General features: G+C 67.3%; 24 protein-coding genes. 15 read left to right on the top strand and 9 right to left on the bottom strand.

The genetic code is table 11. The features are described 5' to 3' along the window. Position 1 precedes the first annotated feature (1 nt). The 3 genes from MTR62_RS03645 to MTR62_RS03635 all read left to right on the top strand — a co-directional run bounded on the left by MTR62_RS03645 (position 2) and on the right by MTR62_RS03635 (position 4,704). Positions 2 to 1,489, top strand: coding sequence for a carotenoid oxygenase family protein (locus MTR62_RS03645; RefSeq protein WP_244017044.1), 1,488 nt, complete (start codon positions 2 to 4; stop codon positions 1,487 to 1,489). A 354-nt stretch (positions 1,490 to 1,843) separates the two neighbouring features. Further along, the gene (locus MTR62_RS03640; RefSeq protein ID WP_244017042.1) at positions 1,844 to 4,270 is read left to right on the top strand and encodes a TonB-dependent receptor; all 2,427 of its coding nucleotides are present in this window, start codon (positions 1,844 to 1,846) and stop codon (positions 4,268 to 4,270) included. Between the two features lie 14 nt (positions 4,271 to 4,284). Further along, entirely contained in the window at positions 4,285 to 4,704 is a 420-nt protein-coding gene (locus tag MTR62_RS03635; protein ID WP_244017040.1) for a hypothetical protein, read from the top strand. Here the strand turns inward: MTR62_RS03635 and MTR62_RS03630 are convergent. After that, positions 4,690 to 5,898 carry an MFS transporter gene (locus MTR62_RS03630; RefSeq protein WP_244017038.1) on the bottom strand — a complete coding sequence of 403 codons (1,209 nt, stop codon included), beginning with the start codon at positions 5,896 to 5,898 and terminating at the stop codon, positions 4,690 to 4,692. The genes MTR62_RS03635 and MTR62_RS03630 overlap by 15 nt on opposite strands. 309 nt (positions 5,899 to 6,207) lie before the next feature. Here MTR62_RS03630 and MTR62_RS03625 point away from each other — a divergent pair, with 309 nt between their 5' ends. The 3 genes from MTR62_RS03625 (at position 6,208) to MTR62_RS03615 (ending at position 9,192) form a co-directional block, all read left to right on the top strand. Beyond that, entirely contained in the window at positions 6,208 to 7,680 is a 1,473-nt protein-coding gene (locus tag MTR62_RS03625) for an aldehyde dehydrogenase (protein ID WP_244017036.1), read from the top strand. A gap of 2 nt (positions 7,681 to 7,682) precedes the next feature. Then, positions 7,683 to 8,108 (top strand): nuclear transport factor 2 family protein, encoded by a 426-nt coding sequence (locus MTR62_RS03620; RefSeq protein WP_244017100.1) that lies wholly within the window; start codon positions 7,683 to 7,685, stop codon positions 8,106 to 8,108. Positions 8,109 to 8,196: 88 nt separating this feature from the next. Then, on the top strand, positions 8,197 to 9,192 hold the full coding sequence (locus MTR62_RS03615; protein ID WP_244017034.1) for a GGDEF domain-containing protein: 996 nt from the start codon (positions 8,197 to 8,199) through the stop codon (positions 9,190 to 9,192). A 357-nt stretch (positions 9,193 to 9,549) separates the two neighbouring features. Here the strand turns inward: MTR62_RS03615 and MTR62_RS03610 are convergent, their stop codons facing one another. From MTR62_RS03610 to MTR62_RS03600, 3 genes are read right to left on the bottom strand one after another with little or no spacing between them, the layout of a single operon-like run. Continuing rightward, on the bottom strand, positions 9,550 to 10,074 hold the full coding sequence (locus MTR62_RS03610; protein ID WP_244017033.1) for a DUF3237 domain-containing protein: 525 nt from the start codon (positions 10,072 to 10,074) through the stop codon (positions 9,550 to 9,552). 12 nt (positions 10,075 to 10,086) lie between these two features. Then, the gene (locus MTR62_RS03605) at positions 10,087 to 10,848 is read right to left on the bottom strand and encodes an SDR family oxidoreductase (protein WP_244017030.1); all 762 of its coding nucleotides are present in this window, start codon (positions 10,846 to 10,848) and stop codon (positions 10,087 to 10,089) included. Between the two features lies 1 nt (position 10,849). After that, positions 10,850 to 11,266, bottom strand: coding sequence for a nuclear transport factor 2 family protein (locus MTR62_RS03600; protein WP_244017028.1), 417 nt, complete (start codon positions 11,264 to 11,266; stop codon positions 10,850 to 10,852). Positions 11,267 to 11,387: 121 nt separating this feature from the next. Here MTR62_RS03600 and MTR62_RS03595 point away from each other — a divergent pair, with 121 nt between their 5' ends. The 4 genes from MTR62_RS03595 (at position 11,388) to MTR62_RS03580 (ending at position 14,811) form a co-directional block, all read left to right on the top strand. After that, entirely contained in the window at positions 11,388 to 11,783 is a 396-nt protein-coding gene (locus MTR62_RS03595) for a nuclear transport factor 2 family protein (RefSeq protein ID WP_244017026.1), read from the top strand. Positions 11,784 to 11,879: 96 nt separating this feature from the next. Next, positions 11,880 to 12,431 (top strand): MarR family winged helix-turn-helix transcriptional regulator, encoded by a 552-nt coding sequence (locus MTR62_RS03590; RefSeq protein WP_244017024.1) that lies wholly within the window; start codon positions 11,880 to 11,882, stop codon positions 12,429 to 12,431. 272 nt (positions 12,432 to 12,703) lie between these two features. After that, positions 12,704 to 13,891, top strand: a complete 1,188-nt coding sequence (locus MTR62_RS03585) for a multidrug effflux MFS transporter (RefSeq protein WP_244017022.1) — start codon at positions 12,704 to 12,706, stop codon at positions 13,889 to 13,891. Between the two features lie 77 nt (positions 13,892 to 13,968). Next, positions 13,969 to 14,811 carry a p-hydroxycinnamoyl CoA hydratase/lyase gene (locus tag MTR62_RS03580; protein ID WP_244017020.1) on the top strand — a complete coding sequence of 281 codons (843 nt, stop codon included), beginning with the start codon at positions 13,969 to 13,971 and terminating at the stop codon, positions 14,809 to 14,811. A gap of 94 nt (positions 14,812 to 14,905) precedes the next feature. On the opposite strand, the gene MTR62_RS03575 is transcribed toward MTR62_RS03580, so the two are convergent. The 3 genes from MTR62_RS03575 to MTR62_RS03565 all read right to left on the bottom strand — a co-directional run bounded on the left by MTR62_RS03575 (position 14,906) and on the right by MTR62_RS03565 (position 17,957). After that, on the bottom strand, positions 14,906 to 15,112 hold the full coding sequence (locus tag MTR62_RS03575) for a hypothetical protein (RefSeq protein ID WP_244017018.1): 207 nt from the start codon (positions 15,110 to 15,112) through the stop codon (positions 14,906 to 14,908). A 147-nt stretch (positions 15,113 to 15,259) separates the two neighbouring features. Continuing rightward, on the bottom strand, positions 15,260 to 17,389 hold the full coding sequence (locus tag MTR62_RS03570; RefSeq protein ID WP_244017016.1) for an acetate--CoA ligase family protein: 2,130 nt from the start codon (positions 17,387 to 17,389) through the stop codon (positions 15,260 to 15,262). Between the two features lie 139 nt (positions 17,390 to 17,528). Continuing rightward, positions 17,529 to 17,957 (bottom strand): MarR family winged helix-turn-helix transcriptional regulator, encoded by a 429-nt coding sequence (locus MTR62_RS03565; RefSeq protein ID WP_244017014.1) that lies wholly within the window; start codon positions 17,955 to 17,957, stop codon positions 17,529 to 17,531. 172 nt (positions 17,958 to 18,129) lie between these two features. Here MTR62_RS03565 and MTR62_RS03560 point away from each other — a divergent pair, with 172 nt between their 5' ends. After that, positions 18,130 to 19,554 carry an aldehyde dehydrogenase family protein gene (locus MTR62_RS03560; protein WP_244017012.1) on the top strand — a complete coding sequence of 475 codons (1,425 nt, stop codon included), beginning with the start codon at positions 18,130 to 18,132 and terminating at the stop codon, positions 19,552 to 19,554. A 179-nt stretch (positions 19,555 to 19,733) separates the two neighbouring features. Further along, positions 19,734 to 20,861 (top strand): adenosine deaminase, encoded by a 1,128-nt coding sequence (gene add, locus MTR62_RS03555; RefSeq protein WP_244017011.1) that lies wholly within the window; start codon positions 19,734 to 19,736, stop codon positions 20,859 to 20,861. A gap of 82 nt (positions 20,862 to 20,943) precedes the next feature. Here add and MTR62_RS03550 read toward each other — a convergent pair whose 3' ends face one another. Continuing rightward, positions 20,944 to 22,065 carry an NAD(P)-dependent alcohol dehydrogenase gene (locus tag MTR62_RS03550; RefSeq protein WP_244017009.1) on the bottom strand — a complete coding sequence of 374 codons (1,122 nt, stop codon included), beginning with the start codon at positions 22,063 to 22,065 and terminating at the stop codon, positions 20,944 to 20,946. A 126-nt stretch (positions 22,066 to 22,191) separates the two neighbouring features. Here MTR62_RS03550 and MTR62_RS03545 point away from each other — a divergent pair, with 126 nt between their 5' ends. The 3 genes from MTR62_RS03545 to MTR62_RS03535 are packed head-to-tail and all read left to right on the top strand — an operon-like array spanning position 22,192 to position 24,502. After that, complete coding sequence (locus MTR62_RS03545; RefSeq protein WP_244017007.1) at positions 22,192 to 23,334, top strand: cobalamin-independent methionine synthase II family protein; 1,143 nt, start codon at positions 22,192 to 22,194, stop codon at positions 23,332 to 23,334. Further along, a complete protein-coding gene (locus tag MTR62_RS03540; RefSeq protein ID WP_244017005.1) occupies positions 23,331 to 23,732 on the top strand; it encodes a nuclear transport factor 2 family protein in 402 nt (133 codons plus the stop codon). The genes MTR62_RS03545 and MTR62_RS03540 overlap by 4 nt, the downstream gene beginning before the upstream one ends. Before the next feature lie 14 nt (positions 23,733 to 23,746). Continuing rightward, positions 23,747 to 24,502, top strand: a complete 756-nt coding sequence (locus tag MTR62_RS03535) for an IclR family transcriptional regulator (RefSeq protein ID WP_244017003.1) — start codon at positions 23,747 to 23,749, stop codon at positions 24,500 to 24,502. 17 nt (positions 24,503 to 24,519) lie between these two features. Here MTR62_RS03535 and MTR62_RS03530 read toward each other — a convergent pair whose 3' ends face one another. After that, complete coding sequence (locus tag MTR62_RS03530; protein ID WP_244017001.1) at positions 24,520 to 25,710, bottom strand: MFS transporter; 1,191 nt, start codon at positions 25,708 to 25,710, stop codon at positions 24,520 to 24,522. Positions 25,711 to 25,753: the final 43 nt, after the last annotated feature.

Below are 25,753 nucleotides of genomic sequence, written 5' to 3'. Positions count from 1 at the left end.
CGTGACCGATTTTCCGCAGACCGTCCATTTCACAGGCACCAACACCCCCGTCGGCATCGAATGGTCGGCGTCCAATCTCGAAGTCACAGGGACCATCCCCGAAGAGATCGACGGCGCCTTCTTCCGCGCCGTGCCCGACCCCGCCCACGCGCCGATGTTCGAAGACGAGATCGCGCTTTCGGCCGACGGCATGATCGCCAAGTTCGACATCCATGGTGGCCATGTCGACTACGCCATCAAGTTCGTCGAGACCGAACGCTATGCGCTCGAAAAGGCGGCGCGCAAGGCGCTCTTCGGGCGCTACCGCAACCCCTATACCGATGATCCCAGCGTTGCGGGCAAGGACCGCACCGTCGCCAACACCACCCCGGTCTGGCACGCCGGGCGGTTGCTGATGACCAAGGAGGACGGCCTTGGCTACGAGATCGATCCCGAAACGCTCGAGACGCTCGGCCGGTTCGACTATTACGGCGCGCTCAAATCGCAGACCTTCACCGCGCACCCACGCATCGACCCGGTGACCGGCGAGATGTTCTTTTTCGGCTACGAGGCCGGCGGGCTGGCCAGTCTCGACGTCGCCTACGGCATTGCCGACAAGCATGGCAATCTTGTCAGCGAACAGTGGTTCAAGCAGCCCTACTGCTCGACCATTCACGATTTCCTGATCACCGAGCGCTACGCCATCTTCCCGATTTTTCCGACCACCGCCGATCTTGACCGGATCGCGGCGGGCGGCCCGCACTGGGCGCACCAGCAGGAGCTGGAAAGCTGGGTCGGGATCATGCCGCGCTATGGCAAGGTCGAGGAGATGCGCTGGTTCAAGGGCCCCAAGGGGGTTTCCGCGTTCCATTTCCTCAACGCCTACGAGGAAGGCGATTTCGTCCATCTCGACGTGTGCCTGTCGGACACCTGCGCCTTCCCCTTCATGCGCGAGGCGGGCGGGGTGGATCGCGCGCAGCAGGACGTCGGGGGCGGGCTGACCCGCTGGAGCTTCGACATGGGCAAGCCCGGCGAAAGCTTCGAATCGCGCGTGATCGGCCCTCCGGGCGACATGCCGCGCATTCCCGATGCGAGCCAGGGACGGCTGCACCGCAAGGGCTGGTATCTGACCATCAACCCGCAGGGCGGTCCCCCGGTGCTGGGCGGGCCGGTTGGCGTCTCGTTCAACATGCTGCTCCAGATCGAGCCGAGTAACGGGCGCATCGAAGCGCTGCCGCTCGGCCCCGGCATGGCCATCAACGAGCCCGTCCACGTCCCCTCGGCCGATCCCGAAAAGGAAGGCTGGTTATTAACGGTCGTGGACAAACAGGTGGGCGAGAACCGGTTCGATTCCGAGCTGTGGGTGATCGATGCAGGCGCCATTGCAGCCGGGCCGGTGGCGCGCGTGGCGATGCCCATGCCGATGCGCGCGCAAGTCCACGGATGGTGGGTTTCCCGCCAGCAGCTGGACCAGGCGAAAGCCCGCCGCGAACCCGCCCACGCCGCCTGAACCCCGTTCATGCCGGATCCGCGGCGGACGCGGATCGGGCCGATTTTTCGATTGACTCATTAGTAACGATCGTTACAAATTTGATAGACAGGGAGCGTGTCGGCACCCGGTGCACAGGGCGCGTCCCAGCGCCGGGCACCGCCCGCACGCACGCGCCTGCACAGAACCAGAACTGAACATAAACAAGAACAGTCACCAGCAAGCAACCGTCGGATCGGGACGACGGCGCAAGGCCCATGGTCGCACCACGCGGGCCCGGCCCTGCCCTGACCCCTGAGGCGAGGATGAGAACGGGCCTCAAGGACCCGCCATCCCCGGCCCTGCTCCGGCGGCATTAGGGAGAGGACAACCAGCATGGCACGAGCCACGATCACCCCTGCCCGGCGGACGATGACCGCGATCATCGCCCTCACCACCGGCCTTACCGGCGCGGCCAGTCTCGCCCAGGCCCAGACCACCTCCACCCCGCCAGCCGCCGACGCTCCGGCCAGGGGCGGGGCCAGTAACGGGGCCAGTGACGGGGCCAGCATTCCCGAGATCATCGTCACCGCGCAGTTCCGTGCGCAGCGCCTGCAGGACACACCGATCGCGATCACCGCGACCAGCGGCGCGGAGCTGGAAGCCAAGAGCGTGGAGAGCGTGACCGATCTCACCGCGATCGCGCCCAACGTGAACCTCTCGCAGGCGACCGGGCTCAACGGCAGCGCGATCCAGGCCTATATCCGCGGCATCGGCCAGAACGATTCCAGCTTCGCGCTCGAACCGGGCGTGGGCATCTACATCGACGACGTCTATTACGGCACCACGTTCGGCGCGATCCTCGAACTCAACGATCTCGACCGGGTCGAAGTCCTGCGCGGTCCGCAGGGCACGCTGTCGGGCAAGAACTCGATCGGTGGCTCGATCAAGCTGTTCAGCAAGAAGCCCGACGGCAACGGCGGCGGCTTCCTCGAGGCAAGCACGGGGAGCTACGGCCGGCTCGATTTCAAGGGCAGCGCCGACTTCACCATCGCCGACGGGCTCTACGCGCGCGTTTCGGGAATGTCCAAGCACACCGACGGGTACATGACGCTGCTCGACTATGGTTGCCTCTATCCGGATTCGGGCATCACCGCGACGACGGGCAGCAAGAGCTGCAAGACCGGCACCGAAGGCGGCATCGACATTCACGGCGGACGCCTCGCGTTGCGCTACCAGCCCGACGGCTCGCCGCTCGAGATCAACCTTGTAGGAGACTATTCGCAGAACAATTCCGAACAGGTCGCCACCAAGCTGATCGCCGCCGACAACTCGGCCGTGCGCAGTTACGTCGCGGACGATGCCAGCGCGGGCGTGCCGTTCGACAGCCGCTTCATCACCGGCGCGCATTCGTACACCAGCTACGCCAACTACGCGAGCGGGGGCAATTACGATTCGGTCTTCGGGCCCTACCAGGTCGAGCCCGGCAGCTTCACCACCAGCCCCGAGAACACCGCAAAGGCCTGGGGCGTGGCGGGCCATGTAGACTACCAGCTGGGCGATCATCTCGCGCTGACCTCGATCACCGCCTACCGCGAGGCGCACGGCAAGACCGGCATCGACCTGGACGGTTCACCGCTCTCGCTGCTGACCCAGGAATTCACCTATGGGCACAAGCAGTTCACGCAGGAACTGCGCCTCTCCGCGCAGCTCGGCACGCTCGCCGACATGACCGTGGGCGGGTACTATTACAACGCCAGGGATCGCATCACCGGCCGCGTCCTGCTGCCCACCTCGCAGCTCGATTTCATTCAGGACGATCCGGTCACCAACCGCTCGACCTCGGCCTTCGTCCATGGCGAGCTGCACCTGACCGACGCGCTCAACCTCATCGGCGGGCTGCGCTACACCGACGACAAGAAGACCTATGTCTTCCACCGCAGCAACACCGACGGCAGCGTGCCCGACGGCGCTTCGCTGGTGAACCTGCTGGTGGTCGGGCTCAACGACCAGAGCAGCACCTACACGGGCGACCGGATCGACTGGCGGCTGGGTGCCAACTACCGCTTCAGCCCCGAACTCATGGTCTATGCGCAGGTCGCCACCGGCTACAAGGGCGGCGGCACCAACCCGCGCCCCTACGTCGTCGACCAGATCGTGACTTTCGATCCCGAAACGCTCGTTACTTACGAAGCGGGCTTCAAGTCGGACCTGCTGGACCGCCGCCTGCGCTTCAACGGCACGTTCTTCTACAACGATTACAAGAACATCCAGATCAACCGCTACACCTGCAGCGAAAGCGTGCTGTCGACCTGTTCGGAGCCGGCCAACGCGGGCAACGCGCATGTATGGGGGCTTGAGGGCGAACTGTTCGCCGAACCCCTCGACGGTCTCCAGATCGACGGTTCGTTCGGCTACCTCCACTTCCAGTACACCAGCGTGGACGCCTCGACCGGGGTTTCGCTCGCCATGAAGGCGCCGTTCAACCCGTCCTGGCAGAGCAGCGCAGGGGTCCAGTACAAGGCGGACCTGGGCCACGGGATCGGCACGCTGACCCCCCGCTTCGACTGGACCTATCAGTCCGCGTTCTACTTCAACTCGGTCAACGCGGACACCAACAAGGTCGCCGCGCGCAGCCTGTTCAACCTGCGCCTGACCTACGCCTCGCACGACGGCGACTGGGAACTGAGCAGCGCGATCACCAACCTGTTCGACAAATTCTACTATACCGGCAAGGCGGACAACTATTCGAACTACGGCGTGGTCACCGGCGCGGTGGGACGCCCGCGCGAGTGGTTCGTCGCGCTGCGCCGTTCGTTCTGAGGAGCGCGAAGGCCATGATGCGCACGCTCTACCATGTCAGTCGGATGGTTTTTGGCGGCTGGTATCTGTTCTCGGGGGTGGAGTATTTCACCCCCTTCGACCTCCAGCCGCTGGGCAACACCGCGCTCGGCCAGGAATTCACGCTCGCCCTGATCCATTCGGGGCTGTTCGCCTGGGTCAAGGTGGCCGAGATCGCGATCGCCGTGCTGGTCCTCGCCGACCGGCTGATGCCACTCGTCGCGGCCGCCGCGGTCCCCCTCACGGTGGTCATCGCCTACTGGAACTTCGCGCTCGAATGGGGCGTCGTCGAGGTGGTGTTCGGCGCGCTCACCGTGCTGTTCAACGCCGTCCTGCTGTGGCCCTACCGCGCCTACTACCGCCCGATGCTGACCGCGTGGAAAGGCGCGCGCGACTTTACGCTAAGGCTCGACTGAGTTACCCTGGGCGGGTCGCCGCGGGGCGGTCCGGCGCAAGAGCAGGACCAGCCCCAGACACGCCGCCACCGGGACCGCGGCAAGCGCGAAGAAAGCGCTCGCCCCGGCGGGCTCGGCCGGAACCCGCGCCACCACCAGTCCCCCCAGCAACGGGCCGCCAATCGCCCCGATCCGCGCCAGCGCCACCGCCATCCCGATCAAGCTCGACAGCAGGCGCGGCGCGACCCACTGCGAGGCCAGCGCGAGGATGGCGACGTGGACACCCGCCACCCCGCCGCCCGCCAGCAGCAACAGCGCGCCCCAGCCCAGGCGCGTCGGCGCGATAAGGCCGAACGCCAGCAGCGCCGCAGCGATCACCGCATAACTTGCCGCAAGGACCGCAATCCCGCGCCCCGCGTCGAGCAGCCGCGCCAGGACGAGCGCGATGGCCATGCCGCCAATCTGCAGCAACGCGACCGCGTGCGCCGCGCTGGCGAGCGGGAACCCGGCCCAGGGCAGCACCGTGGGCACCCACGAATTGACGTAATAAAGCACGCCAGCGTTGAGCGCGTAGAGCGCGCAGATCAGCCCGGTGACACGCCGCACCGAGGGCGCCAGCAGCGCCAACCAGAGCGCGGCGATGCGGGTATTTTGCGACGCGGTGGAGGCCATCTGCGGCGCTTCGGCAAGCCCCAGCCACAGCGCTACGAAGAGAACCAGCGTCACGATGCCCGCCAGCAGGAAGATGGCTGCCCAGCCCGCCAGCGCCACCAGCGGCGGGACGATCAGCCCCGCGCCCGCCGCGCCCAGCGGGATCGCCATGGAAACCACGCTCATCGTGCTCGCGCGCCGTCCCGGCCGGGCCAGTTCGGCGCTGAGCGCGGTCACGTTCGGCAGGCACGCGCCCAGCGCGAGCCCGGTCAGCAGACGCCACGCGGCGAAAGCCTCCAGCGTGCGCCCGCTCGCAGTGCCAAACGTCGCCGCCGCCAGCACCGGCAGCGCCGCCAGGATCACCCGCCGCCGACCAAACCGATCGCCCAGCGGCGCCAGCGTCACCGCCCCCAGCCCAAGCCCGAGCAGCACCGCCGACAGCGCCAGCGCGAACCCCTGCGGGGCAAGGCCCAGCAGCGGGCCGAGATGCGGCACAGCCAGCGGCATCGCGGTCAGATCGTACCCGTCGAGCAGCATGACCGCGCCGCACAGCACCAGCGACACGCCCCGGCTGCGCCGCCCCGAAGGTGACGGTGACGGTGACGGTGACGGTGACGGCGCGGGCTCTCCGACCAAGGACGGGTCTGCCCCGGATGGGCCCTGCGCCGGTTCGGCCCGGCTCGCGCTGTCGTGCATCGTGTTCGATCCTCTCCCCAGCGCTGGACGCGAGCGCTCTTCCCATTTTCTACGCAGACTATGCGTTTTGGGCGTTGCACCACATCGTAACGCTCGTTATCGTTTTAGCAAGACGCGCGCCCACCCGCCCGACGGATTCACGAAGGCGCGCAACCTGTATGGAAGAGGAATCCCGCGATGACCCCCAAAGGCGTAGACATCCGCAATCCTGAAAAGCTCTACATCGACGGGGCCTGGGTCGATTCCACCGGCACCGACCGGATCGCGCTGGTGAGCCCTAACAGCGAGGAGGTGGTGAGCATCGTCGCCGAAGCGACGGCGGCCGACATGGACCGCGCGGTGGCAGCGGCCCGCACGGCGTTCGACACCGGCCCCTGGCCGCGCATGGCCCCGGCCGAACGCGGCGCGATGGTCACGCGCTGGGCGCAGGAACTCAAAAAGCGCCAGGAGGAACTGTGCGCGGCGTGGACCGCGCAAGTCGGCGGCCTTGCCAGCTTCGCCCCGCAGATGCACGGCGGAGCGATCGCCACGATCCAATTCATCGCTTCGCTCGGGCGCGATTTCGAATTCGTCGTGCGCCGCCCCAGTACGATGGTCGACACCGCGCTGGTCGCCTACGAACCGGTCGGCGTCGCGGCCTGCATTGCGCCGTGGAACGCCCCTTTCGGCATCCTGTCGAGCAAGGTCGCCTACGCGCTTGTCGCGGGCTGCACGGTCATCATGAAACCCTCCCCCGAAACCCCGCTCGAAGCCTATATCATGGCCGAAGCGGCCGACGCCGCCGGGATCCCTGCCGGCGTCATCAACCTGGTTTGCGGCGGGCGCGAGGCGTCCGACCACCTCGTCAACAACCCCGGCGTCGACAAGGTGAGCTTCACCGGATCGACGCTCGCGGGCAAGCGCATCGGCGAGGTCTGCGCCGGGCGGATCGCGCGCTGCACCCTCGAACTGGGCGGAAAGTCGGCCGCGATCGTGCGCGACGATTTCCCCATCGATGCCGCCGCCGCGATCCTGGGCAACACGATCACCGTGATGAGCGGGCAGGTCTGCGCGATGCTCAGCCGCGCGATCGTCCACAAGTCACGCCACGACGAACTGGCCGAAGCCATCGCGCGGGTGATGAAGGGAGTGAAGATCGGCCCCAGCACCGCGCCCGACACCCAGCTCGGCCCGCTCGCCATGAAGCGCCAGCTCGAACGCGTGGAAAGCTATGTCGCGATCGGCCAGCAGGACGGCGCGCAGCTCGTCACCGGCGGCCAGCGCCCGGCGGGCCTCAACAAGGGCTACTTCCTCGAACCCACCCTGTTCGCCCACGTCGACAACACCAGCCGCATCGCGCAGGAGGAAATCTTCGGCCCGGTTCTCGCCCTCATCCCGGCCGAGGACGAGGACGACGCGATCCGCATCGCCAACGAAAGCCAGTTCGGGCTCAACGGCTCGGTGCTGACCACCGACCACGAAGCCGCCTACCGCATCGGGCGCCAGGTGCGCGCGGGCGGGTTCGGACAGAACGGCATGCGGCTGGAATTCGGGCTGCCCTTCGGCGGCTTCAAGCAATCGGGCGTGGGCCGCGAAGGCGGGATCGAGGGGCTGTCCTCGTTCCTTGAAAGCAAGACACTGCTGCTCGACGCCATGCCCGCGCAGCTTTGAGCGTGCCCGTCCCCTCGCGCGAAGATTACCAGCGCTACATCGCCGCCTTCAACGCGCGCGACTATGCGGCGCTCGAAGCCTTCTTCACCGATGACTTCGTGCTCGAAAACGCCGGTTTCGCGGTGCGCGGCAAGGAAGCGTTCCGGCGCTTCTACGCCTTCTTCCACGCCTATTGCCGCGAAACCGTGCGCCTGTGCGGGTACTATCCGGGCCAGGATGGGTTCGTCGCCAACGTGGTCATCGCGTTCGAGGGGCTGCAGGACCTATCAGCCCAGGTACTGGCCGCGCACGGTTACACCGGCATGGCGGTGGTCCCCCAGGGCGCCCGCGTCGAGGTGGAGTTCCTGATCCTCTACCGCGTCAACGCGCAAGGGCTGATCGACCATATCAAGGGCGCGGTCTGGATCCCCGAACCAGCCCCGGCGTAACCGCACAGTCAAAACACCGTTAGCACGCCGTTAAGTGTTCACTATTAAACGATTGCACTATCAGCATTCGATAACGGCACGGCGCGTGATGGCTCAGAGACAAGCACTCTTCTCGATCTCGCGCGCCGGCGGCAACGCCATCGGCGCCCTGCCCACGCCGCCCACCCAGCCCACGTCGAGCGCCATCCAGCCCGACGCCGAGGAAGGCATCGGCATGTTCTCCTGCGACCTCGGCAGCGAGACGCTGCGCTGGAGCGAAGGGACCTTCGCGCTGTTCGGGCTCGACCAGGGCGTCGCGGTCGACCGGCGCATGACGCTCGACATGTACGCCTCCTCCTCACGCGCCCTGCTGGAAAGCGTGCGGGAACGCGCGATCCGCAACCGCTCGGCGTTCTGCCTCGAAGCGCAGATCGAGACCGGCACCGGGCTCGAACGCTGGATCCGCATCAGCGCCAGCGTCGAAGTGCGCGGCGGCCAGGCGGTGCGCCTGTTCGGCACAAAACAGGACATCACCGCCGAACGCCAGCGCCTGGGCGATCTCGAACGGCTGGCCTATACCGACGCGGTGACCGGTCTTGCCAACCGCCAGCGCTTCCAGCACGCCTTCCTCGAGCCGCCACCGGGCAGCGCCCCCCTTGGCGAGGCGACGGCACTGGTGCTGTTCGACCTCGACGGGTTCAAGGCGCTCAACGATTGCTGGGGCCACCTTGCGGGCGACGCCTGCCTTGGCGTCTTCGGCGCGCGACTGCGCGAGGTCTTTTCCGACGCGCGGCTGGCCGCCCGCATCGGCGGCGACGAATTCGCGCTCATCCTGCCCCGCCCGGACAACCACCACGCCCTGCGCGCCCGTCTGCTGCGCGCACTTCCCCGGCTCAACCGGCCGTTCGACTGGCAGGGCTCTGCGCTGCCGATCCATGTCTCGTTCGGCCTCGCGCTTGACGATCCGAACGCGCCGCGCGAACCGCGCCAGCTGTTCACGCTCGCCGATGCCGATCTCTACCGCGCCAAGGCGCTGGGCGGGCGGTCGCGGCGAATCGAACCACTAGGCTGCGTGGACAGATTTGGAGGTGATCGGAACGACTGATTGCGGCGGGTTCCCGCCCACCCCGTCCGGCCAGGTCCCTTCGGTGCCAAGCCTTCCGGCCCTTCCGCCAGCGGGAGGGTATAATCGCCTTCCCTCTCCCGCGTGCGGGAGGGACAGCGAGACTTGGGGAGCGTAANGGCCAGGTCCCTTCGGTGCCAAGCCTTCCGGCCCTTCCGCCAGCGGGAGGGTATAATCGCCTTCCCTCTCCCGCGTGCGGGAGGGACAGCGAGACTTGGGGAGCGTAACGAACCTAGTGGTTCGATTCTGACATTTGATACCCTATCGGATAGGGCGCGCTCAAATGTCAAAATCAATCCACTAGTCGCAGCGCGGCGGGCGCACCACAGACGGACGCTTTCAGATCAACGCATAGTACCGCAAGAGATTGCCATCCGCGCGCCGCTCACCCACGCCGATGAAGACGTGCTTGGTCAGCCAGTCGTGCTTGCCCACCGGGCATTCGAAACTGGGGTTGCCGCGCAGGTAATATTCCTGCTGTTCGACCGGCTCGCCCCCCTTGAACGCCCAGTCGCGCAGGCGCTCCATCGTGCCGGGCTTGCGCCCCCACAGGAACCCCCGGTTGTTGAGCAGGATGAGCGTGCCGTCGTCCTCCTCCAGCATGTAGCGCGCGTCGAACACCGCCACGTCGTCGGGCCGGAAATAGGCATAGTCGCCGCCCGATCCGGGCACCGCCTGGCCTTTGAGATGCGGCCCCTCGAACGTGCCCCCCTCGACATAGACGGCGGTGCGGTTGCCACCAGCCGGCGTATTGGCGATCATCTGCACGCGCGGGAAAGTCAGCCGCACTTCCATCGCGAATTCGAGCCGCGGGTTGTCGATGGTCGAAAAAGGCCCGGCAAAGGGCGTGGTGTCGTGCGTCATCCTGACTGATCCTCATCCGATCTCGAGAGCGCCGCCATCGACCATCAGGTTTGCAGCGGTAATGAAACTGGCCTCGTGCGAGGCAAGGAAAAGCACGGCATCGGCGACTTCGCGCGCCGTGCCCATGCGCCGCATCGGCACGGCGGCGATCATCTGTTCGCGCAGCCCCGCCACCGCGCGCTCGTCCATACCGGGGTTGCGGTAGAGCAGCGGGGTCTCGATCGGGCCGGGGCTGACCATGTTGACGCGAATTGCGCGCCTTACACACTCCCCCGCGAATTGCCGCATGGCCAGCGCGAGCCCGGCCTTGGCCGCGCCATAGGCCAGATTGCCCGGTACGAAAGCGTGCCCACCGATCGACCCGGTGACCACGATCGCCGCGCCCTCGCCCATCAGCGCAAGCGCCTTTTGCATCGCGAAGACGCAGCCGCGCAGGTTGATCGCGTGGACCTCATCCCAGTAATCGGGCGTCAGCGTGTCGATCAGCGCAAAGCCCCCCATCCCGGCGTTGACCAGGAGCACGTCGATCCCGCCCTCCTCCTGCGCGACGCCCGCGTAGAAGGCGTCCATCGCGGCCAGATCGGCGATGTCCACGCTTTCACCGCGCGCGCCGGGGATCGTCGCGAGTGCGGCCGCGATCGTCTCGGGGTTGCGCCCGGTCAGGCAGACCCGCGCGCCTTCGGCCGCGAAGCCCTGCGCGCAGGCAAGCCCGATCCCGCTGTTGCCGCCCAGGACAACGACGCGCTTTGCCGTGAAGCGATCCGCGCGCGCCATGTCAGAACGGCCCCACGGGATTGGGGCTGTCGCCAGGAACCTCCATCATCACGTCCCAGTGCTCGACCACCATGGTCTCCTCCAGCCGGAAGATGTCGACGATGGCATAGCCCGTATCGCCGGGCCAACGCCGCAAGTGGTAGTGGACGATGACGTGATCGCCATCGGCGAAGATGCGCTTGATGTCGTGGACCGGCTCGGGCGAATGGACTTTCGCCTCGCGCAGGAAGCGCTTGAGCGGCTCGCTGCCCTGCCCCACCATCTGGTTGTGCTGGATGTAGCCGGGCACGATGAACCGCTCGACCGCTTCGGGATCGAGCGCATCGAGCACCTCGCGGATCATCGCGCGCACATGCGCGATATTGGCCTGTTCCTGCGCGGTATAGGCGCGCCCTTCGCGCGCGGCGGTTGCGGACATCGTGCTCTCCCTTGCGCGGCCTTGGGGCGCAAGAGCCTGACCGTCGTTGCGCTTAACCGTAACGATCGTTATCACATATGGCAAGCGCGCCGTGACGCGCACAACCAGTGGGAGAACCACGATGACCCGTGAGGATTACGAGCGCTATGCCGCCGCCTTCAACGCACGCGACTACGATGCCGTCTATGATTTCTACGCCCCCGGTGCGCGGCTCGCCTTCTTCGGCGTCGACCTGCCGGACCGCGCGGCGTTCAAGCGCTTCTACGCGTTCCTGCATAGCTACGTCGATGAAAGCCTGACCATCGAGCGCTTCGCCGCGAGCGACGAGCTCGTCGCGCTCGAAGGCGTGATACGCATCGAAGCGCGGCGCGATCTTACCGCCCAGGCGCTTGCCGCCGAGGGGCTCGACCGGTTCTTTCCAATTCGTGCGGGCGAAGTTCAGGAGCTGCGCCAGAGCATCCACTACCATGTCGCCAACGGGCGCTTCACCGGCGTGACTTGCGCGCTGATGGAATAACCCCGCCGGCGCGCGCGTCGCGTCATACCATCGGGTCAACAAGTAACATTCGTGATTATCTTGACAAGCGACCGGCGCTCGGCGCACAGGCTAGGAATGCGTGAAACCGAGCCGAACTCGCCCGCGATCCCGACCGATGGCGAAACGCCCGAAGGCCTCCCCCCGGTGAGCCCGCACGCCGAGATCCTGCACCGCCTGCTCAAGCTCTCGAACCGGCTGATGGCGCCCTTCTCGATCAACCTGGAACACCAGTACAAGATCAGCATCAACGAATTTCGCATGCTCATGCTGATCGGGCGTTTTCCCCATTCGGCCAGCCACGAACTGGCCGAACGCACCGGCGTCAACGCGATGAGCGTCTCGCGCGCGGTTGCCGCGCTCGAAAAGCACGGCCGTGTCAGGGTCGAGCGGGACGAGACCAACCGGCGCCGCAAGCGGCTTTCGCTGACCGAAGAAGGCGAACGGCTCTACACCATCATGCGCCCGCAGACCGACCGCGTGGCCGACTACCTGCTCTCGCAGCTCAAGCCGCACGAAGTGGCCATGTTCGACCATATCCTCTCCACGCTTATCGACACGCTCGAAGAGACCGACGGCGAAGGCCGCTCGCTGTTCCTAGAAGGGACCAGGCCCGACCTTACGGACTGATCGGGCCCCTTTCCCGACGTCGCAAACCAGGACCAGGGGATTGAAGAGATTGTCCATCTCTCGCCCCGGCACGCGGCCCTGCGCTTTTTTTGCGGGGCGGCAGCGCCGTTCCCGAAGCGCGTGCGGATAGGGTTGGCGCTTGATTCGTTGCACGCACATACTATAACATTCGTTATTATGATGATCGCCCCTCAGCTTCGCCGCGAGCGCGCGTGAGCGCCGCCCCTCGTCCCGAATCGCCGTCCGCTGCCCCCGTGGAGGCAGGACGGCCCGTGCAAGCAAGCCTCGGCTTCGGAATCGCGCTCGGATTCCTTTCCGCGCTCGGCCCGCTGGCGATCGACCTTTACCTGCCCGCCATGCCCGACATGGCCAGCGCGCTTGGCGGGTCCGAAAATGCGGTGCAGCGCACCCTCTCGGCCTTCTTCTTCGGGCTCGCCTTCGCGCAGATTCCGATCGGCGCGCTCGCGGATCGCTTCGGACGGCGCGTACCGCTGGTCTGCGGGCTGGGCCTGTTCGTGCTTACCTCGCTCGCCTGCTCGGCGGTGACCAGCCTTGACCAGCTCGTTGCGCTGCGTTTCGTGCAGGGCATGGGCGCCTGCGCCGGGACGAGCAGCGCGCGCGCGATCATCCGCGACCTGCACCGCGGCCATCACGCCGCGCGGCTGATGGCCTTCACCTTTCTCGTCATCGGCCTCTCACCGATGCTTGCCCCACTGCTCGGCAGTGGCCTGCTCCAGCTCGTGTCCTGGCGTGGGCTGTTCGGCGTACTGGCGGGGGCCGGGCTCGTTGCGGCGGTCTGCGTGATCGTCTTCCTGCCCGAAACGCTCGAACCGGCGCGCCGCGTCGCCGACTGGAGCGGCTTGCCGCGCGCGCTCGGCGCACTGCTCGCCAACACGCGCTTCATCGGCTGGGCGCTTGTCGCCGGACTTGCAACGACAGTGCCTTTCGCCTTCGTCACCGCAGCGCCCTTTCTCTATTCGGGCGTCTATGGTCTGCCCCCGGTGTGGTTCAGCCTGCTGCTGGCCTTGAACGCGGGGGCCTCCATCGCGGCCACGCAGGCCGCCCCCCACCTGCTCAAGCGGCTGGGCCCGGCGCGGCTGGCGATCCGCGCCGCGCTGGCCGCGCTTGGGGCAACGGCCTTGCTCGGCCTCGGCGCGGTAACGCTGCCCGGCGGCGTGCCGCTGGCGCTGTTCCAGGCCTATTCGGTGCTGCTTTTCGTCATCGCCGGCTTCGTGCTGACGCCCGCAGCCACCAGCGCGCTCGACGCAGTGCGCGAGGGGATCGGCTCTGCGGCCGGGCTGCTCGGAACGATCCAGCTTGCGGTGACCGCGATCGCCAGCGGCGCGGTCGCGCTCTGGCCGCCGGTCTCGCTCCAGCCGCTCGGCCTGGTGCTGGGCGGCGCTTTCGCACTGATGCTCGCGATCGTTACCGCGATGGCGCGCGGCAAGGACCTCGCCTGAGGGTTTCGCTTGATCGGCGCGCGCTATATTGTATCCTCAGGATACAAAAAGAACCAAGCCGGGAAAGGACTCCAAGGATGAGCGAAGAGCAAGCCGATACCGTAATCTACACCGTCGAGGACGGCATTGCCTGGGTGTGGTTCTCGCGCCCGGCCAAGCGCAACGCGATGAGCCCCAAGCTCAACCGCCGCATGATGGAAGTGCTTGACGAGATCGAATACCGCGAGGATGTCGGCGTGCTGGTGCTCGGCGGCCAGGGCACCGCGTGGTCGGCGGGCATGGACCTCAAGGAATACTTCCGCGAGACCGAAGCCAATGGCCTGCGCGGCGTGCGCAAGTCGCAAAGCGAAAGCTACGGCTGGTTCCGCCGCCTGCGCTGGTTCCAGAAGCCGACCATCGCGATGGTCAACGGCTGGTGTTTCGGCGGCGGCTTCGGCCCGCTGTTCGCCTGCGATCTGGCGATCTGCTCGCAGGAGGCCAAGTTCGGCCTGTCCGAAATCAACTGGGGCATCCTGCCCGGCGGCGGGGTGACCAAGGTCGTGGTCGACCTGCTTTCGATGCGCGATGCCATGTGGCTGACGCTGACCGGCGACCTGATCGACGGCGCGCAGGCCAGCGCAATGCGCCTCGTCAACGAATGCGTGCCCGCCGACCAGCTCGAGAGCCGCACCGCCGAGGTCGCGCGGATGCTGCTCCAGAAGAACCCGGTCACGCTCAAGTTCGCCAAGGACGCGGTGCGCCGCGTCGGCCTGATGACCTACGACGAGGCCGAGGATTACCTCGTGCGCCTGCAGGAAGCGATGAACTTCCACGACAAGACCGAAGGCCGCAAGGAAGGCATCCGCCAGTTCATCGACGAGAAGAGCTACAAGCCCGGCCTTGGCGCCTACGACAAGGACCGCGCCAAGGCGCAAAGCTGAAACCCGGCCGAGTCATCCTTCACCGAAAAAGGCCGCTTTCCCAACCGGGAAAGCGGCCTTTTTCGCAACCCGCCTGAGGCGGATCATGCCCCCATCACTTGGGGCAAGGCGTCACGGCGCCCTTCTTCGAACCGGCCGCAATCTTGCATACGCCCTTCTTGTCCTTGACCACCTTGATCGCGCCATGCCCGGTGCAGCGGATCGCCTTGCCATGGGCATCCTTGCACACCGTTGCGGCCATCGCGGGGGTGATCGAAAGCACGCTGCACACGGCAGCGGCGGTCATCAGCTTGCGGATCATGGGAAACTTCCTTCCGACGTTGTTCCGTCGCACACGCCCTGACCCGAGCGCACTAATCGCCCGTCCGTTCCCACCCGCGACGACGAGCCGAGCCACAGGAACGCTCGCTCGCTACGCAACCTAGGGCGTCCTTTACGAGTTTACGCCCTAACCCGAGATCAGGGCATCGAGCGCAAGCGCGCCCTCTCCTTCGTGCAGGACCAGCACCGGGTTGAGATCGACCTCGGCGATACCGGGCGTTCCGCGCACCACCGCGCCGAGCGTTTCGACCGTGGCGGCCAGCGCGTCGAGATCGGCCATCGGGCTGCCGCGAAAGCCGCGCAGCAGCGGCGCCATGCGCAGCGTCAGGATGCGCGCCTTGATCTGGGCGCGGGTAAGGTCGGGCGGCAGCAGCACCGCATCGTGGAGCAGTTCGGCGGCCACCCCGCCGAACCCGACGAGCAGCACCGGCCCCCAGTCGGGATCGCGCCGGGCGCCCACGATCATCTCCACCCCGCGTGGCCCCATCGCCTCGACCAGCAGACCGTCGAGCACGAGACCGGGGCGCGCCGCGGCGACATCGGCGTGCATCCTGGCCCAGGCGGCAACCAGCGCGGCCTCGTCGGCGATCCCGACGAGAACCCCGCCCGCATCGCTCTTGTGGCTGAGCGCGGGGGCCTGCGCCTTGAGCACCACCGGATAGCCCAGCCGGTCCGCAATTGCGCACGCCTCCTCCTCGCTCGTTGCCAGGGCGCCGGGCGAAAAGCGCAGGCCATGGGGCCCGAGCAGCACCTTGGCGCGGTATTCGGGGAACACTTCGCCCGGTTGCGGCCCGGCGATCGCGATCGGTGCCAGCGGCTCGCCTGCGCCGGTGTCGTCCCGGTTCGCCGCCAGCCGGGCCAGGGCCTTGAGCGCGCGCTCGGGCGTCGGGAAATAGGGCACGCCCAGCGCGCGAAGCGCAGCAATGTCCTCAGCCAGCACGCCCCCGCCTTCATCCACACCGGCCACCACCAGCGGCTTGGCCCCGTCCAGATCACGGATCGCCTCGCCCACCGCGGCAAACTTGACGTGGCTGGTGTGCGTGTCGGTCTGGATTAGCGGGACAAGGATCGTGTCGATGCGATCATCGCCCGCCAATGCGGCGATCGTGCGGTTGTAGAGCGTGGAATCGACCAGCCCCATCGCCGTGATGTCGAGCGGATTGCTCACCGGCACGAAGGGCGGCAGCGCCGCGCGCAGCGCCGGACTATCCGCGTCGCCAAGCCGCGGCAGGGCCAGCCCTTGCGCCTCGGCGCCATCGAGCATCATCGCCTTGAGCGCGCCCGATTCGGAGACCACGGCAAGCTCGGGTCCGGGCAGACGCGGGCAGCGCAGCGCGATCTCGGCGACATCGCCCAGTTCCTCGAGCCCCTCGACAAGGATCACCCCGGCGTGGCGCACCAGCGTTTCCATCACCGCATGATCGCCCGCCATCGCGCCGGTGTGAGTGGCCGCGCTCTCGCGCCCCGCCTCGCTCGATCCGGGATGCAGCAGCACCACCTGCTTGCCCGCCGCACGCGCCTTGGCGACGGCAGCGAGATAGGCGGCGGGCTTGCGGAAATGCTCGACGATCATCGCGATCACCGCGGTCCCGGCATCGCCGGCGAGATGGTCGAGATAGTCCTCCACCCCGCTCGCCGCCTCGTTGCCGGTCGAAATGTAGCACGAAAGCGGAACCTCGCGCGCGATCATCGTTGTCGCCAGTACGGCGGCCATCGCGCCCGATTGCGAGACCACGCCGATCTTGCGCGCGCCCTTCGCGCGCGCCGGAGGCAGTTCGACGAAGGTCAGCGCGACATTGGCGTCGAAATTGACGAGGCCCAGGCAATTGGGCCCCTCGATCACCATCCCCGCCTCGCGCGCGATGCGGCCCAGTTCCTCCTGCCGGGCGAGCCCCTCGGCCCCGTCTTCGGCGAATCCGGCCGAAAAGATCACCGCCGCCCCGCACTTTCGCGCAGCCAGTGCGCGAACCGCATCGATCACGCCCGCCTGCGGGATCGCCAGAACGGCCGCGTCGATCCCTTCGGGGAGCGCCGCGACATCGGGCACGCAGGCGCGCCCCCCGATCGTGTCACGCTTGGGATTGACGAGATGGATCGCTCCGGGAAAAGCGGCATCGAGGAGGTTCTTGAGCACCGAAGCGCCCAGTGATCCGGGCCGGTCCGACGCGCCCACGATGGCGACGCTGCGCGGGCTCAGAAGACGATCGATCGCGGCACGCTCGACACGCTCGGCAACGGCAACAGGCTCTAGGGCCATGCACACTCTCCCACTGGATACGCCCGTTCGGCGCGGCACTGGCCGGTTCGTCCGGCAAGCGCGCTTTTGTATCCTAAGGATACATAACGTGCAAGAGAGGCGACGCCGGGTACAGCGCCCTCCCGCCTTTTGCCGGACCTCAGCCCGCCCCGCCGCGCAGACGCTGGAGCATCCCCAGCAGCGCCTTTCGCTCTGCCACGCTGAGCACGGAAAAGAAGCGCGTTTCATGCTCGGCAAGCGCTTCGTCGAGCTGGCGGGTGAACGCCTCGCCTGCCTCCGTCAGTTCGAGGGCGTGGGCGCGCGGATCGGCGCTCGGCGCACGGCGGATAAGCCCGCGCCCCTCGAACTGGTCGACGATCTTCATCGCGCTCGACCGGTTGACGTTGAGCGCGGCGCCCAGCGCCGACTGCGTGCACCCCGGATTGGCGCGGATCAGCAGCAGCGCGGTCGCCCGCGCGGGGCTGATGTCGAGATGCGCCAGCGCGGCGCGCGCGGCCTCGTGCGCGGCGGGCTGCAGCATCTGGACCTGAAATCCGAGCTGCCCGGCAAGATCGCTGCCCACTTTCATTGCGCGTTCACCCCCTCGCTGCCTTTCCTGCCGCCCACACTTCGAACCCAGCTTGCCAACTATGTATGCCGGGCGTACATAAAACCGCAGCCAAGAGAAAGGGCTGCGCGACAATGCGCCCCACAACGGGAAAGATCCCCTGGCGCCTTATCGCTAAACAAGGAGAGCGATCGTGAAAACCGATTTCAAGCTGCTGGTGGCGGGCGAACTGGTCGACGGCGTGTCCCGCTTCGACGTCATCAACCCCGCGACCGAGGAAGCCTTTGCCCAATGCCCGCGCGCCGATGAAGCGATGCTCGACCGCGCGGTTGCCGCGGCCAAAGCCGCCCAGCCCGCCTGGGCCGCGCTCAGCGCCGACGAACGCGGCGCCTGCCTGCACCGCCTCGCCGACGCGATGGAGGCCCGGATCGAGGATTTCGGCCGCCTGCTCACCGCCGAACAGGGCAAGCCACTCGACCAGGCGATGTATGAGATCGGCGGCAGCATCTACACCATCCGCGCCATCGCGGGGATGCGCCTGCCCGACCAGACCATGCGCGACGAAGGTGGCAACACGATCATCGAGCATCGCACGCCGCTGGGCGTGTGCGCCGCGATCACGCCCTGGAACTTCCCGGTGATCCTGCTGGTCGGCAAGATGGCGCCCTGCCTCATCACCGGCAACACCATGGTTGCCAAGCCCGCGCCGACGACCCCGCTGACCACGCTGCTGCTGGCCGAACTTGCCGCCGACATCTTCCCGGCGGGCGTGTTCAACGTGGTGTGCGACCAGAACGAGCTTGGCCCGAGGCTGACCGGGCACCCGGACATTGCCAAGGTCTCCTTCACCGGCTCCACCGCGACCGGCAAGAAGGTCATGGCTTCGGCCGCCGAAGGCGTGAAGCGCGTGACGCTTGAACTGGGCGGCAACGATGCGGCTATCGTGCTTGACGACGTGCCCGCCAGGATCGCCGCCGAGAAGGTCTACAACGGGGCGATGGCCAACGCCGGGCAGATCTGCGTCGCGATCAAGCGCGCCTATGTGCCAAGCGCGATGTACGACGAATTCTGCGCAGAGATCGCCAAGCTGACGCAGGCCGCCGTGGTCGACGACGGGTCCAAGCAGGGCGCGACCGTCGGCCCGGTCCAGAACAAGATGCAGTACGACAAGGTCAAGGCGCTGATCGCCGATGCCAAGGCGCGCGGCACGCTGATCGCCGAGGCCAGCGCGCCCGACAAGCCGGGCTACTACATCGCGCCGACCGTCATCGGCGGCCTGTCGGACGATGCCCCGCTGGTGGCCGAGGAGCAGTTCGGCCCGGTCCTGCCGGTGCTGACCTACGACGATATCGAGGACGTCATCCGCCGCGCCAACGATTCGCCGTTCGGGCTTGGCGGGACGGTCTGGGGCATGGACCAGCTGCGCGCGATGGACGTTGCACGCCGCATCGATTCGGGGACGGTATGGGTCAACCAGCACCTCGCGATCGATCCCAACATTCCCTTCCGCGGCTCCAAGCAGTCGGGCCTGGGCTCCGAACACGGGCTGGCCGGGCTCATGGAATACACCCAGGCGCACATCATCAACGCGGTCAGCCTCGAGGCCGAACCCGCCTGACCCGCCTCTCGGCGACGAAAACGAAAAGGGCTGCCCGCGAACGGCAGCCCTTTTTGCATCATGGCCAACCCGCGCCCCACCCCATTTGAAGCAACGCGCCGTCCGCAAATTGGTGTTGGACCTCGCCGCCCACGCCGTGCCAAGTGCGCCGCAGGGCTTTTCAGGGGGATTACAGCGACATGGTGAACAGACGAGGCTTCATGGCCGCCACGATGGGCCTGCCCATGCTCGGCGCGCTGCCCGCCTTCGCGCAAGGGCAGCCAAGCGGCTTGCCGCAGTCGGACGAAGTCCTGCGCTTCATCCAGGGGATGCCCAAGGCGGAATACCACGTCCACCTCGAAGGCACGCTCGAGGCCGAGATGAAGTTCAGGCTGGCCGAACGCAACGGCGTCCACCTGCCCTACGCCAACGCCGCGCAGCTGCGCGAAAGCTACAAGTACCACGACCTGCCCAGCTTCCTCGCCATCTACTACGACGGCATGAAAGTGCTGCAAAAGGAGCAGGACTTCCACGATCTCGCCTACGCCTATCTCGCCAAGGCGGCGAGCCAGAACGTGCTCTACGCCGAGATGTTCTTCGATCCCCAGGAGCACGTGAAGCTCGGCGTCGCGATCGAGGACGTGATCGGCGGCATCACCCGCGCACGCGAAGACGCCGAGGCGAAGCTCGGCATTCGCTCGCAGCTCATCCTGTGCATCGTGCGCGACCTGCCCGCCGACACCGCGATGGCCGTGCTCGACGCCGCGCTGCCGATGAAACAGTACCTCGTCGGGCTCGGGCTCGATTCCGACGAGAAGGACAACCCGCCGATCAAGTTCGCCGCGCATTTCGCCAAGGCCAAGGCCGCCGGGCTCAGGACCACCGCGCACTGCGATGCGAACCAGGAAAACACGCTCGACCACTTGCGCCAGGTCATCGTCGAGATGGAGCTCGACCGGGTCGATCACGGGGTCAACGTGGTCCAGTCCCCCGAACTCATGGCTGAGGCGCGCAAGCGCAACATCCCCTTCACCGTGTGCCCCAGCTTCTCCGGACAAGTGCGCGGCGCCAGCGGCCCGATCGATGCGGTGCGCGCGATGCTCGACAACGGGCTCAAGATCTCGATCAACTCGGACGATCCGGCTTACATGGCGAGCGAATACATCACCGACGCGCTCGCCCGCACGCAGGTGCGCAGCGCGCTCTCGATGGAAGAACTCGTGCGGATCGAACGCAACGCCTTCGACACTGCCTGGCTGCCGCTGTCCGAACGCGCCGGGTTCCAGGCCAGGCTCGACGCCTATGTGCGCGATTGGGGGAAATCGTAGGCAGCAGGAAGAGGGTTCAAGGGGTTATTATCCCTTGAACCCGGACTGTTTAGGCGGCGTGGACAAATTCAAACGTCCGGTTTCACCCCTCGGGCGAAATCCGCAGCACCGGCTTGATGACGGCCCCGCTCTCACTCGCCGCGATCGCCGCGTTGATGTCCTCGAAGGCGAAGTGGCCGATCAGCCGGTCGAACGGAAAGCGGCCCGCGCGATAATGCTCCATGAGTTCGGGCAGGAAGGTGACGATATCGCTGTCGCCGCCCAGGATGCCCATGACCCGGCGCCCGCCGCCCATCAACGCGCTTTCGTTGAAAGTCAGTTCGGCATCGGGCGCTGAGGCGCCAACGAGCCCGATCACGCCCTTGGGAGCGAGCAGGTTGAAAGCGCCTTCGATGAGCCGGTTCACCCCGGTCGTGTCGAACGCGTAGCCAAGCCCCGCCGGGCACAGCTCGCGGATCTTCGCCGCCACGTCCTCGCGCCCGTTGATGGTGTGCGTCGCGCCAAGCTCGCGCGCGAGGTCGAGGCGGCTGTCGTGCAGGTCGATGGCGATGATCGGACCGGCCCCGGCGATCCGGGCCGCCATGATCGCGGCCATCCCCACCGTGCCCGCGCCCCACACCGCAAGCGGCAGCCCGGCGCGTACCTGCATCGAGCGCAGCACCGCGCCCGCCCCGGTCATCAGGCCGCAGCCGATCGGCGCCAGGATGTCGAGCGGAACATCGTCCATCGTCTCGGGCACTTTGACCACGTTGCGCTGGTGCGCGATGGCGTGGGTGGCGAAGCTCGACTGACCGAAGAAATTGCCGTTGAGCGGTTCGCCGTCGCGAAACAGCGTGGGCGAACCATCGGCGCGGGTGCCCGACCAGTTCTCGGGGAAGAAATCATAGCAGTAGGTCGGCGCGTGATCGGCGCAACTCGGGCAATGGCCACAGGAATTGAAGCTCATCACCACCCGGTCGCCGACCTTGGCGGCGGTGACGTCCGCCCCCACCGCCTCGACGATCCCGGCGCCTTCATGGCCAAGCACGACGGGCACGGGGACGGGCAACTGGCGATCGCGCACGGCGAGATCAGTGTGGCAGATACCGCAGGCCACGATGCGTACACGCAGTTCATCGGGACGCAGCGCATCAAGTGCGACGGGCGCGATTTCGAAGGGAGCCTCAGGCCCCGAACAGATCGCGGCGCGGCTTTGAAGGGTCATGCTTTTTCCAGTCCTCTCACGGGTGTGGTCCCCCTGCTCACCGGGCATAGAACATTTCATAGATGCGAAGCTATACACATTTGTGAAAAAATGGCAGGACGAGCGCGAAGCTGAGGAGATTGCCCGATGACCATCGCCACCACCCATGTCGGCAGCCTGCCGCGCGGCGACGCGCTGACCCCGCTGCTGCTCGCACGCGACAAGGGCGAGCCCTACGACGCCGCCGAATTCGACCGTGTTGTGCAGGCGGCGGTCGACGACGGCGTGCAAAAGCAGATCGCCTGCGGTGTCACCCGCGTCAGCGACGGCGAACTGGGCAAGGTCGGCTATTCGACCTACATGATCGAGCGCCTGACGGGCTTTGGCGGCCATATCGACCGCAAGCCCGCCGCCGATCTCGCCGCGCATCCCGCGCTGTCCAAAAAACTTTCCGCGATCATGGGCAGCCAGGAGTTCACCCGCGCCTCGTGCATCGGCCCGGTCCGGCTCAAGACCCTCGACCCGGTGCACGAGGACATCCGGCGCTTCACCCACGCGCTGGAACGGCACGGGCAACCCGGCGTGCGCGGCTTCCTCAACGCGGCCTCGCCCGGCCTCATCACCGCCTTCCAGGTCAACCGCCACTACCCCAGCCACGACGCCTACCTTGCGGATCTGGTCGACGCGATGCGCCCCGAATACGAGGCGATCGTGGCCGCGGGTTTCGACCTCCAGCTCGATTGCCCCGACCTCGCGATGTCGCGCCACACGGGCTATCAGGACCAGGACGAGGCCAGCTTCCTCAAGACCGCCGCCGCCAATGTCGAGGCGCTCAACGCCGCCACCGCCGGTATCGCCCCCGAACGGCTGCGCATGCACGTGTGCTGGGGCAATTACGAGGGGCCTCACGACTGCGACATCGACCTGGCCAAGATCATCGACACGGTCATCGCCGCGCGCCCGGCCACGGTCCTGTTCGAAGCCGCCAACCCGCGCCACGAACACGAATGGACGGTGTGGCGCGATGCGAAATTGCCCGATCACAAAGTGCTTGCCCCCGGCCTCATCGACACCTGCTCGAACTATGTCGAGCATCCCGAGCTGATCGCGCAGCGGCTCGAACGCTACATCGCCATCGTCGGCGCCGAACGCGTGATCGCCAGCACCGACTGCGGCTTCGGCACCTTTGCGGGCTATGGCAAGATCGATCCCGACGTGACCTGGAAGAAGCTGCGCGCGCTGCGCGAAGGCGCCGACATCGCCGAGGCCCGTGCCGGGGTGGCGGCATGAGCCAGCCGCTCTGTGCCGAAGCCGTGCGCGCGATCGAACACGACTGCGCCCGCCTCGTCGCGCGCTACGCCAACCGCAACGATGCGGCCGACTGGGAAGCGGTGGCCGCGCTCTACGCCCCCGATGGCCGCATGGCGCGCCCTTCCGCGCCCGACGACTGGATCGTGGGGCGCGAAGCGATCCTCGCCGCCTTCGCTGCGCGTCCGGCGCGCACCACCCGCCACGTCTGCTCCAACGTCGAAATCACCGTCCTCGATGCCGACACCGCGCTGGGTGAAAGCGCCATGCTGCTGTTCACCGGCGACGCCGCGCCCAGGGTCGGCTCCTTCCTTGACCGCTTCGTGCGCACGGGCGAAGGATGGCGGTTTGCCGAAAGGCGCGGGACGATGACGTTCTGAAGGGGGCGAACAGGGTGGCTACAACAGCGGTTGGCGGATCGAGCGGTGCGGTCAAATCGGCGATGCGCACGCTCGACATCATCGAATACGTCGTGGCGCATCCCACCGGCGTGGTGGCGCAGGAAATCGCGCAGGCGCTCTCGATCCCGGTGAGCAGTCTGTCGTACCTGCTCGCAACGCTGGTCGAGCGCGACTATCTCACACGCGCCGGAAGGCTCTACCAGCCGGGCAACGGGCTCGACCGGCTGCGGCTCACCCCGCAGGGCCTGCCCATGGTCGAGCGGGTGCGCCCGCTGGTGCGTTCGTTGCGCCTGCGGCTCAACGAGACCTCCTCGTTCTTCGTGCGGCGCGAATGGCAGATCGAAGCGGTCATCACCGAAGTCGCCGAGCACACCTTGCGCTATTCGATCGCGGTCGGCTCGATGACCCCGATGCACTGCCTCGCGGGCGGCAAGGCGCTGCTCGCCGCGCTGCCCGCAAGCGAGCTGGACGATTACTTCGCGCAGACCACGCGCGCGCATTTCTCGGCCAATACCATCGTCGACGAACCGCGCCTGCGCGAGGAACTGGCGCAAACACGCGAGCGCGGTTTTGCCACCACGCGCAACGAATACACGCCAGGCATCTGCGGCATCGCGCGCGTGCTGCGCCAGGGCGAGAATGTCGTCGGCTCGCTCGCGGTGGCGATCCCGGTGGTGCGCTGCGATGCCGAGGTCGAGGCGAGCGCGGGCGAAACGCTCAAGACGATCACCGCCAGTTTCGAACGCTAGGCTCGGCTGGACGGCGCTCAGCAGCGCGAACTGGGGCGCGGACGGGGGCGCGTACCGAGCGCCTCGGCGAGCGCGATCAGCACCAGCATGACCAGCGCCAGCGCGGCGATGGTCAGCCCCAGCGCCCCCCAGCCCCAGTGGCGCACCACCAGCCCGGCCAGCGGCGGGCCGACCAGCGCACCGCCCGCGCCGAACTGGGTAATCAGCCCGTTCGCCGCCGCGATGCGCGGGTCGTGCGGGCTGCGCGCGCCCGCGAGCAAGGGCAGCCGGGCAAACACCAGCGGCGAGACGAGCCCGCTCAGCAGCACCGCCAGAACGACCACGACACTCGTCGCCACCAGCCCGGAGGGCCCGGCGAACACCAGCGGCGCCAGCCCCGCGGTCAAGACCAGCGACGGCCCGCAGATCGCGAACAGCCGGGTCAGCGACATCGGCCCCTTGCGGATCAGCGCCATGGCGATCCCCGAGGCGGGCAGCGCCGAAAGCGAGGCGAGCGAGGCGACCAGTCCGGCCTCGCCCACGCTTGCCCCGCGTTCGTCGATCAGGAACGTAGGCAGCAGCATCGTGAGCGAACACAGAAACAGCGTGTAGACCCCGAAGGCCAGAGTCGAGACCCAGGCGGCGGGCGCGGGAAGCATGATCCGGCACGCCTCGCTGTGCCCCAGCGGCAGGCGCAGCACGGGAACGATGGCCAGCGCCAGCACGATCGACCAGCCCAGCATCACCCCGCGCGGCTGGACGAGATCGACCCCGTAGCCGGTCAGCACCGCGCCGATCGCGATGCCCATCGGCACGAAGCTGCTCCACAAGGCCAGCGCGCGCGGGCGGATCACATCGTCCGCCAGCGCGGCGATCGCGGTGGGCGCGGCGATGACCACGAGAAGGTAGCCGATCCCTTCGGCCGCGCGCGCGGCGAACAGCGTGGTCGCGCTCGTCGCCTCGGCTTCGACCACGCCGGTCAGCGCGAGAAGCGCGAGCCCTGCGACGAGCGACTGGCGCCGGCTGATCCAGCTCAACGCCAGCCCGGCGCCGAAGCCCAGCACCCCGCCCCCCACTTCCATCAGCGAGATGAGCAGGCCGGTCGCGGGCAGGGACAGATCGAAGCGCGCGCGCAGCAGCGGCGCCATCGTCGAGAATTTCGCCAGCTGGGCGGCGGCCAGAATACCCACCAGCCAGAGGAACAAGATCGGGGGCCAGCGTCGCGTCATGCCCGGCCCCATAGGGACACGCGCGCGCGCTGCCCATGAAAAA

The sequence above is a fragment of the Novosphingobium organovorum genome (genome assembly GCF_022832435.1).
Classification (GTDB): domain Bacteria; phylum Pseudomonadota; class Alphaproteobacteria; order Sphingomonadales; family Sphingomonadaceae; genus Novosphingobium; species Novosphingobium organovorum.
The sequence above is the reverse complement of the archived record's forward strand: the minus strand, read 5'-3'. Positions and strand labels throughout refer to the sequence as shown.

What these genes read in the sequence shown, in the direction of transcription:
- MTR62_RS03640 (WP_244017042.1), top strand. Translation starts at nt 1,844, where the DNA reads ATGGCACGAGCCACGATCACCCCTGCCCGGCGGACGATGACCGCGATC.
- MTR62_RS03635 (WP_244017040.1), top strand. Translation starts at nt 4,285, where the DNA reads ATGATGCGCACGCTCTACCATGTCAGTCGGATGGTTTTTGGCGGCTGG.
- MTR62_RS03625 (WP_244017036.1), top strand. Translation starts at nt 6,208, where the DNA reads ATGACCCCCAAAGGCGTAGACATCCGCAATCCTGAAAAGCTCTACATC.
- MTR62_RS03615 (WP_244017034.1), top strand. Translation starts at nt 8,197, where the DNA reads ATGGCTCAGAGACAAGCACTCTTCTCGATCTCGCGCGCCGGCGGCAAC.
- MTR62_RS03610 (WP_244017033.1), bottom strand. Translation starts at nt 10,074, where the DNA reads ATGACGCACGACACCACGCCCTTTGCCGGGCCTTTTTCGACCATCGAC.
- MTR62_RS03605 (WP_244017030.1), bottom strand. Translation starts at nt 10,848, where the DNA reads ATGGCGCGCGCGGATCGCTTCACGGCAAAGCGCGTCGTTGTCCTGGGC.
- MTR62_RS03600 (WP_244017028.1), bottom strand. Translation starts at nt 11,266, where the DNA reads ATGTCCGCAACCGCCGCGCGCGAAGGGCGCGCCTATACCGCGCAGGAA.
- MTR62_RS03595 (WP_244017026.1), top strand. Translation starts at nt 11,388, where the DNA reads ATGACCCGTGAGGATTACGAGCGCTATGCCGCCGCCTTCAACGCACGC.
- MTR62_RS03590 (WP_244017024.1), top strand. Translation starts at nt 11,880, where the DNA reads ATGCGTGAAACCGAGCCGAACTCGCCCGCGATCCCGACCGATGGCGAA.
- MTR62_RS03580 (WP_244017020.1), top strand. Translation starts at nt 13,969, where the DNA reads ATGAGCGAAGAGCAAGCCGATACCGTAATCTACACCGTCGAGGACGGC.
- MTR62_RS03575 (WP_244017018.1), bottom strand. Translation starts at nt 15,112, where the DNA reads ATGATCCGCAAGCTGATGACCGCCGCTGCCGTGTGCAGCGTGCTTTCG.
- MTR62_RS03570 (WP_244017016.1), bottom strand. Translation starts at nt 17,389, where the DNA reads ATGGCCCTAGAGCCTGTTGCCGTTGCCGAGCGTGTCGAGCGTGCCGCG.
- MTR62_RS03565 (WP_244017014.1), bottom strand. Translation starts at nt 17,957, where the DNA reads ATGAAAGTGGGCAGCGATCTTGCCGGGCAGCTCGGATTTCAGGTCCAG.
- add (WP_244017011.1), top strand. Translation starts at nt 19,734, where the DNA reads ATGGTGAACAGACGAGGCTTCATGGCCGCCACGATGGGCCTGCCCATG.
- MTR62_RS03550 (WP_244017009.1), bottom strand. Translation starts at nt 22,065, where the DNA reads ATGACCCTTCAAAGCCGCGCCGCGATCTGTTCGGGGCCTGAGGCTCCC.
- MTR62_RS03545 (WP_244017007.1), top strand. Translation starts at nt 22,192, where the DNA reads ATGACCATCGCCACCACCCATGTCGGCAGCCTGCCGCGCGGCGACGCG.
- MTR62_RS03540 (WP_244017005.1), top strand. Translation starts at nt 23,331, where the DNA reads ATGAGCCAGCCGCTCTGTGCCGAAGCCGTGCGCGCGATCGAACACGAC.
- MTR62_RS03530 (WP_244017001.1), bottom strand. Translation starts at nt 25,710, where the DNA reads ATGACGCGACGCTGGCCCCCGATCTTGTTCCTCTGGCTGGTGGGTATT.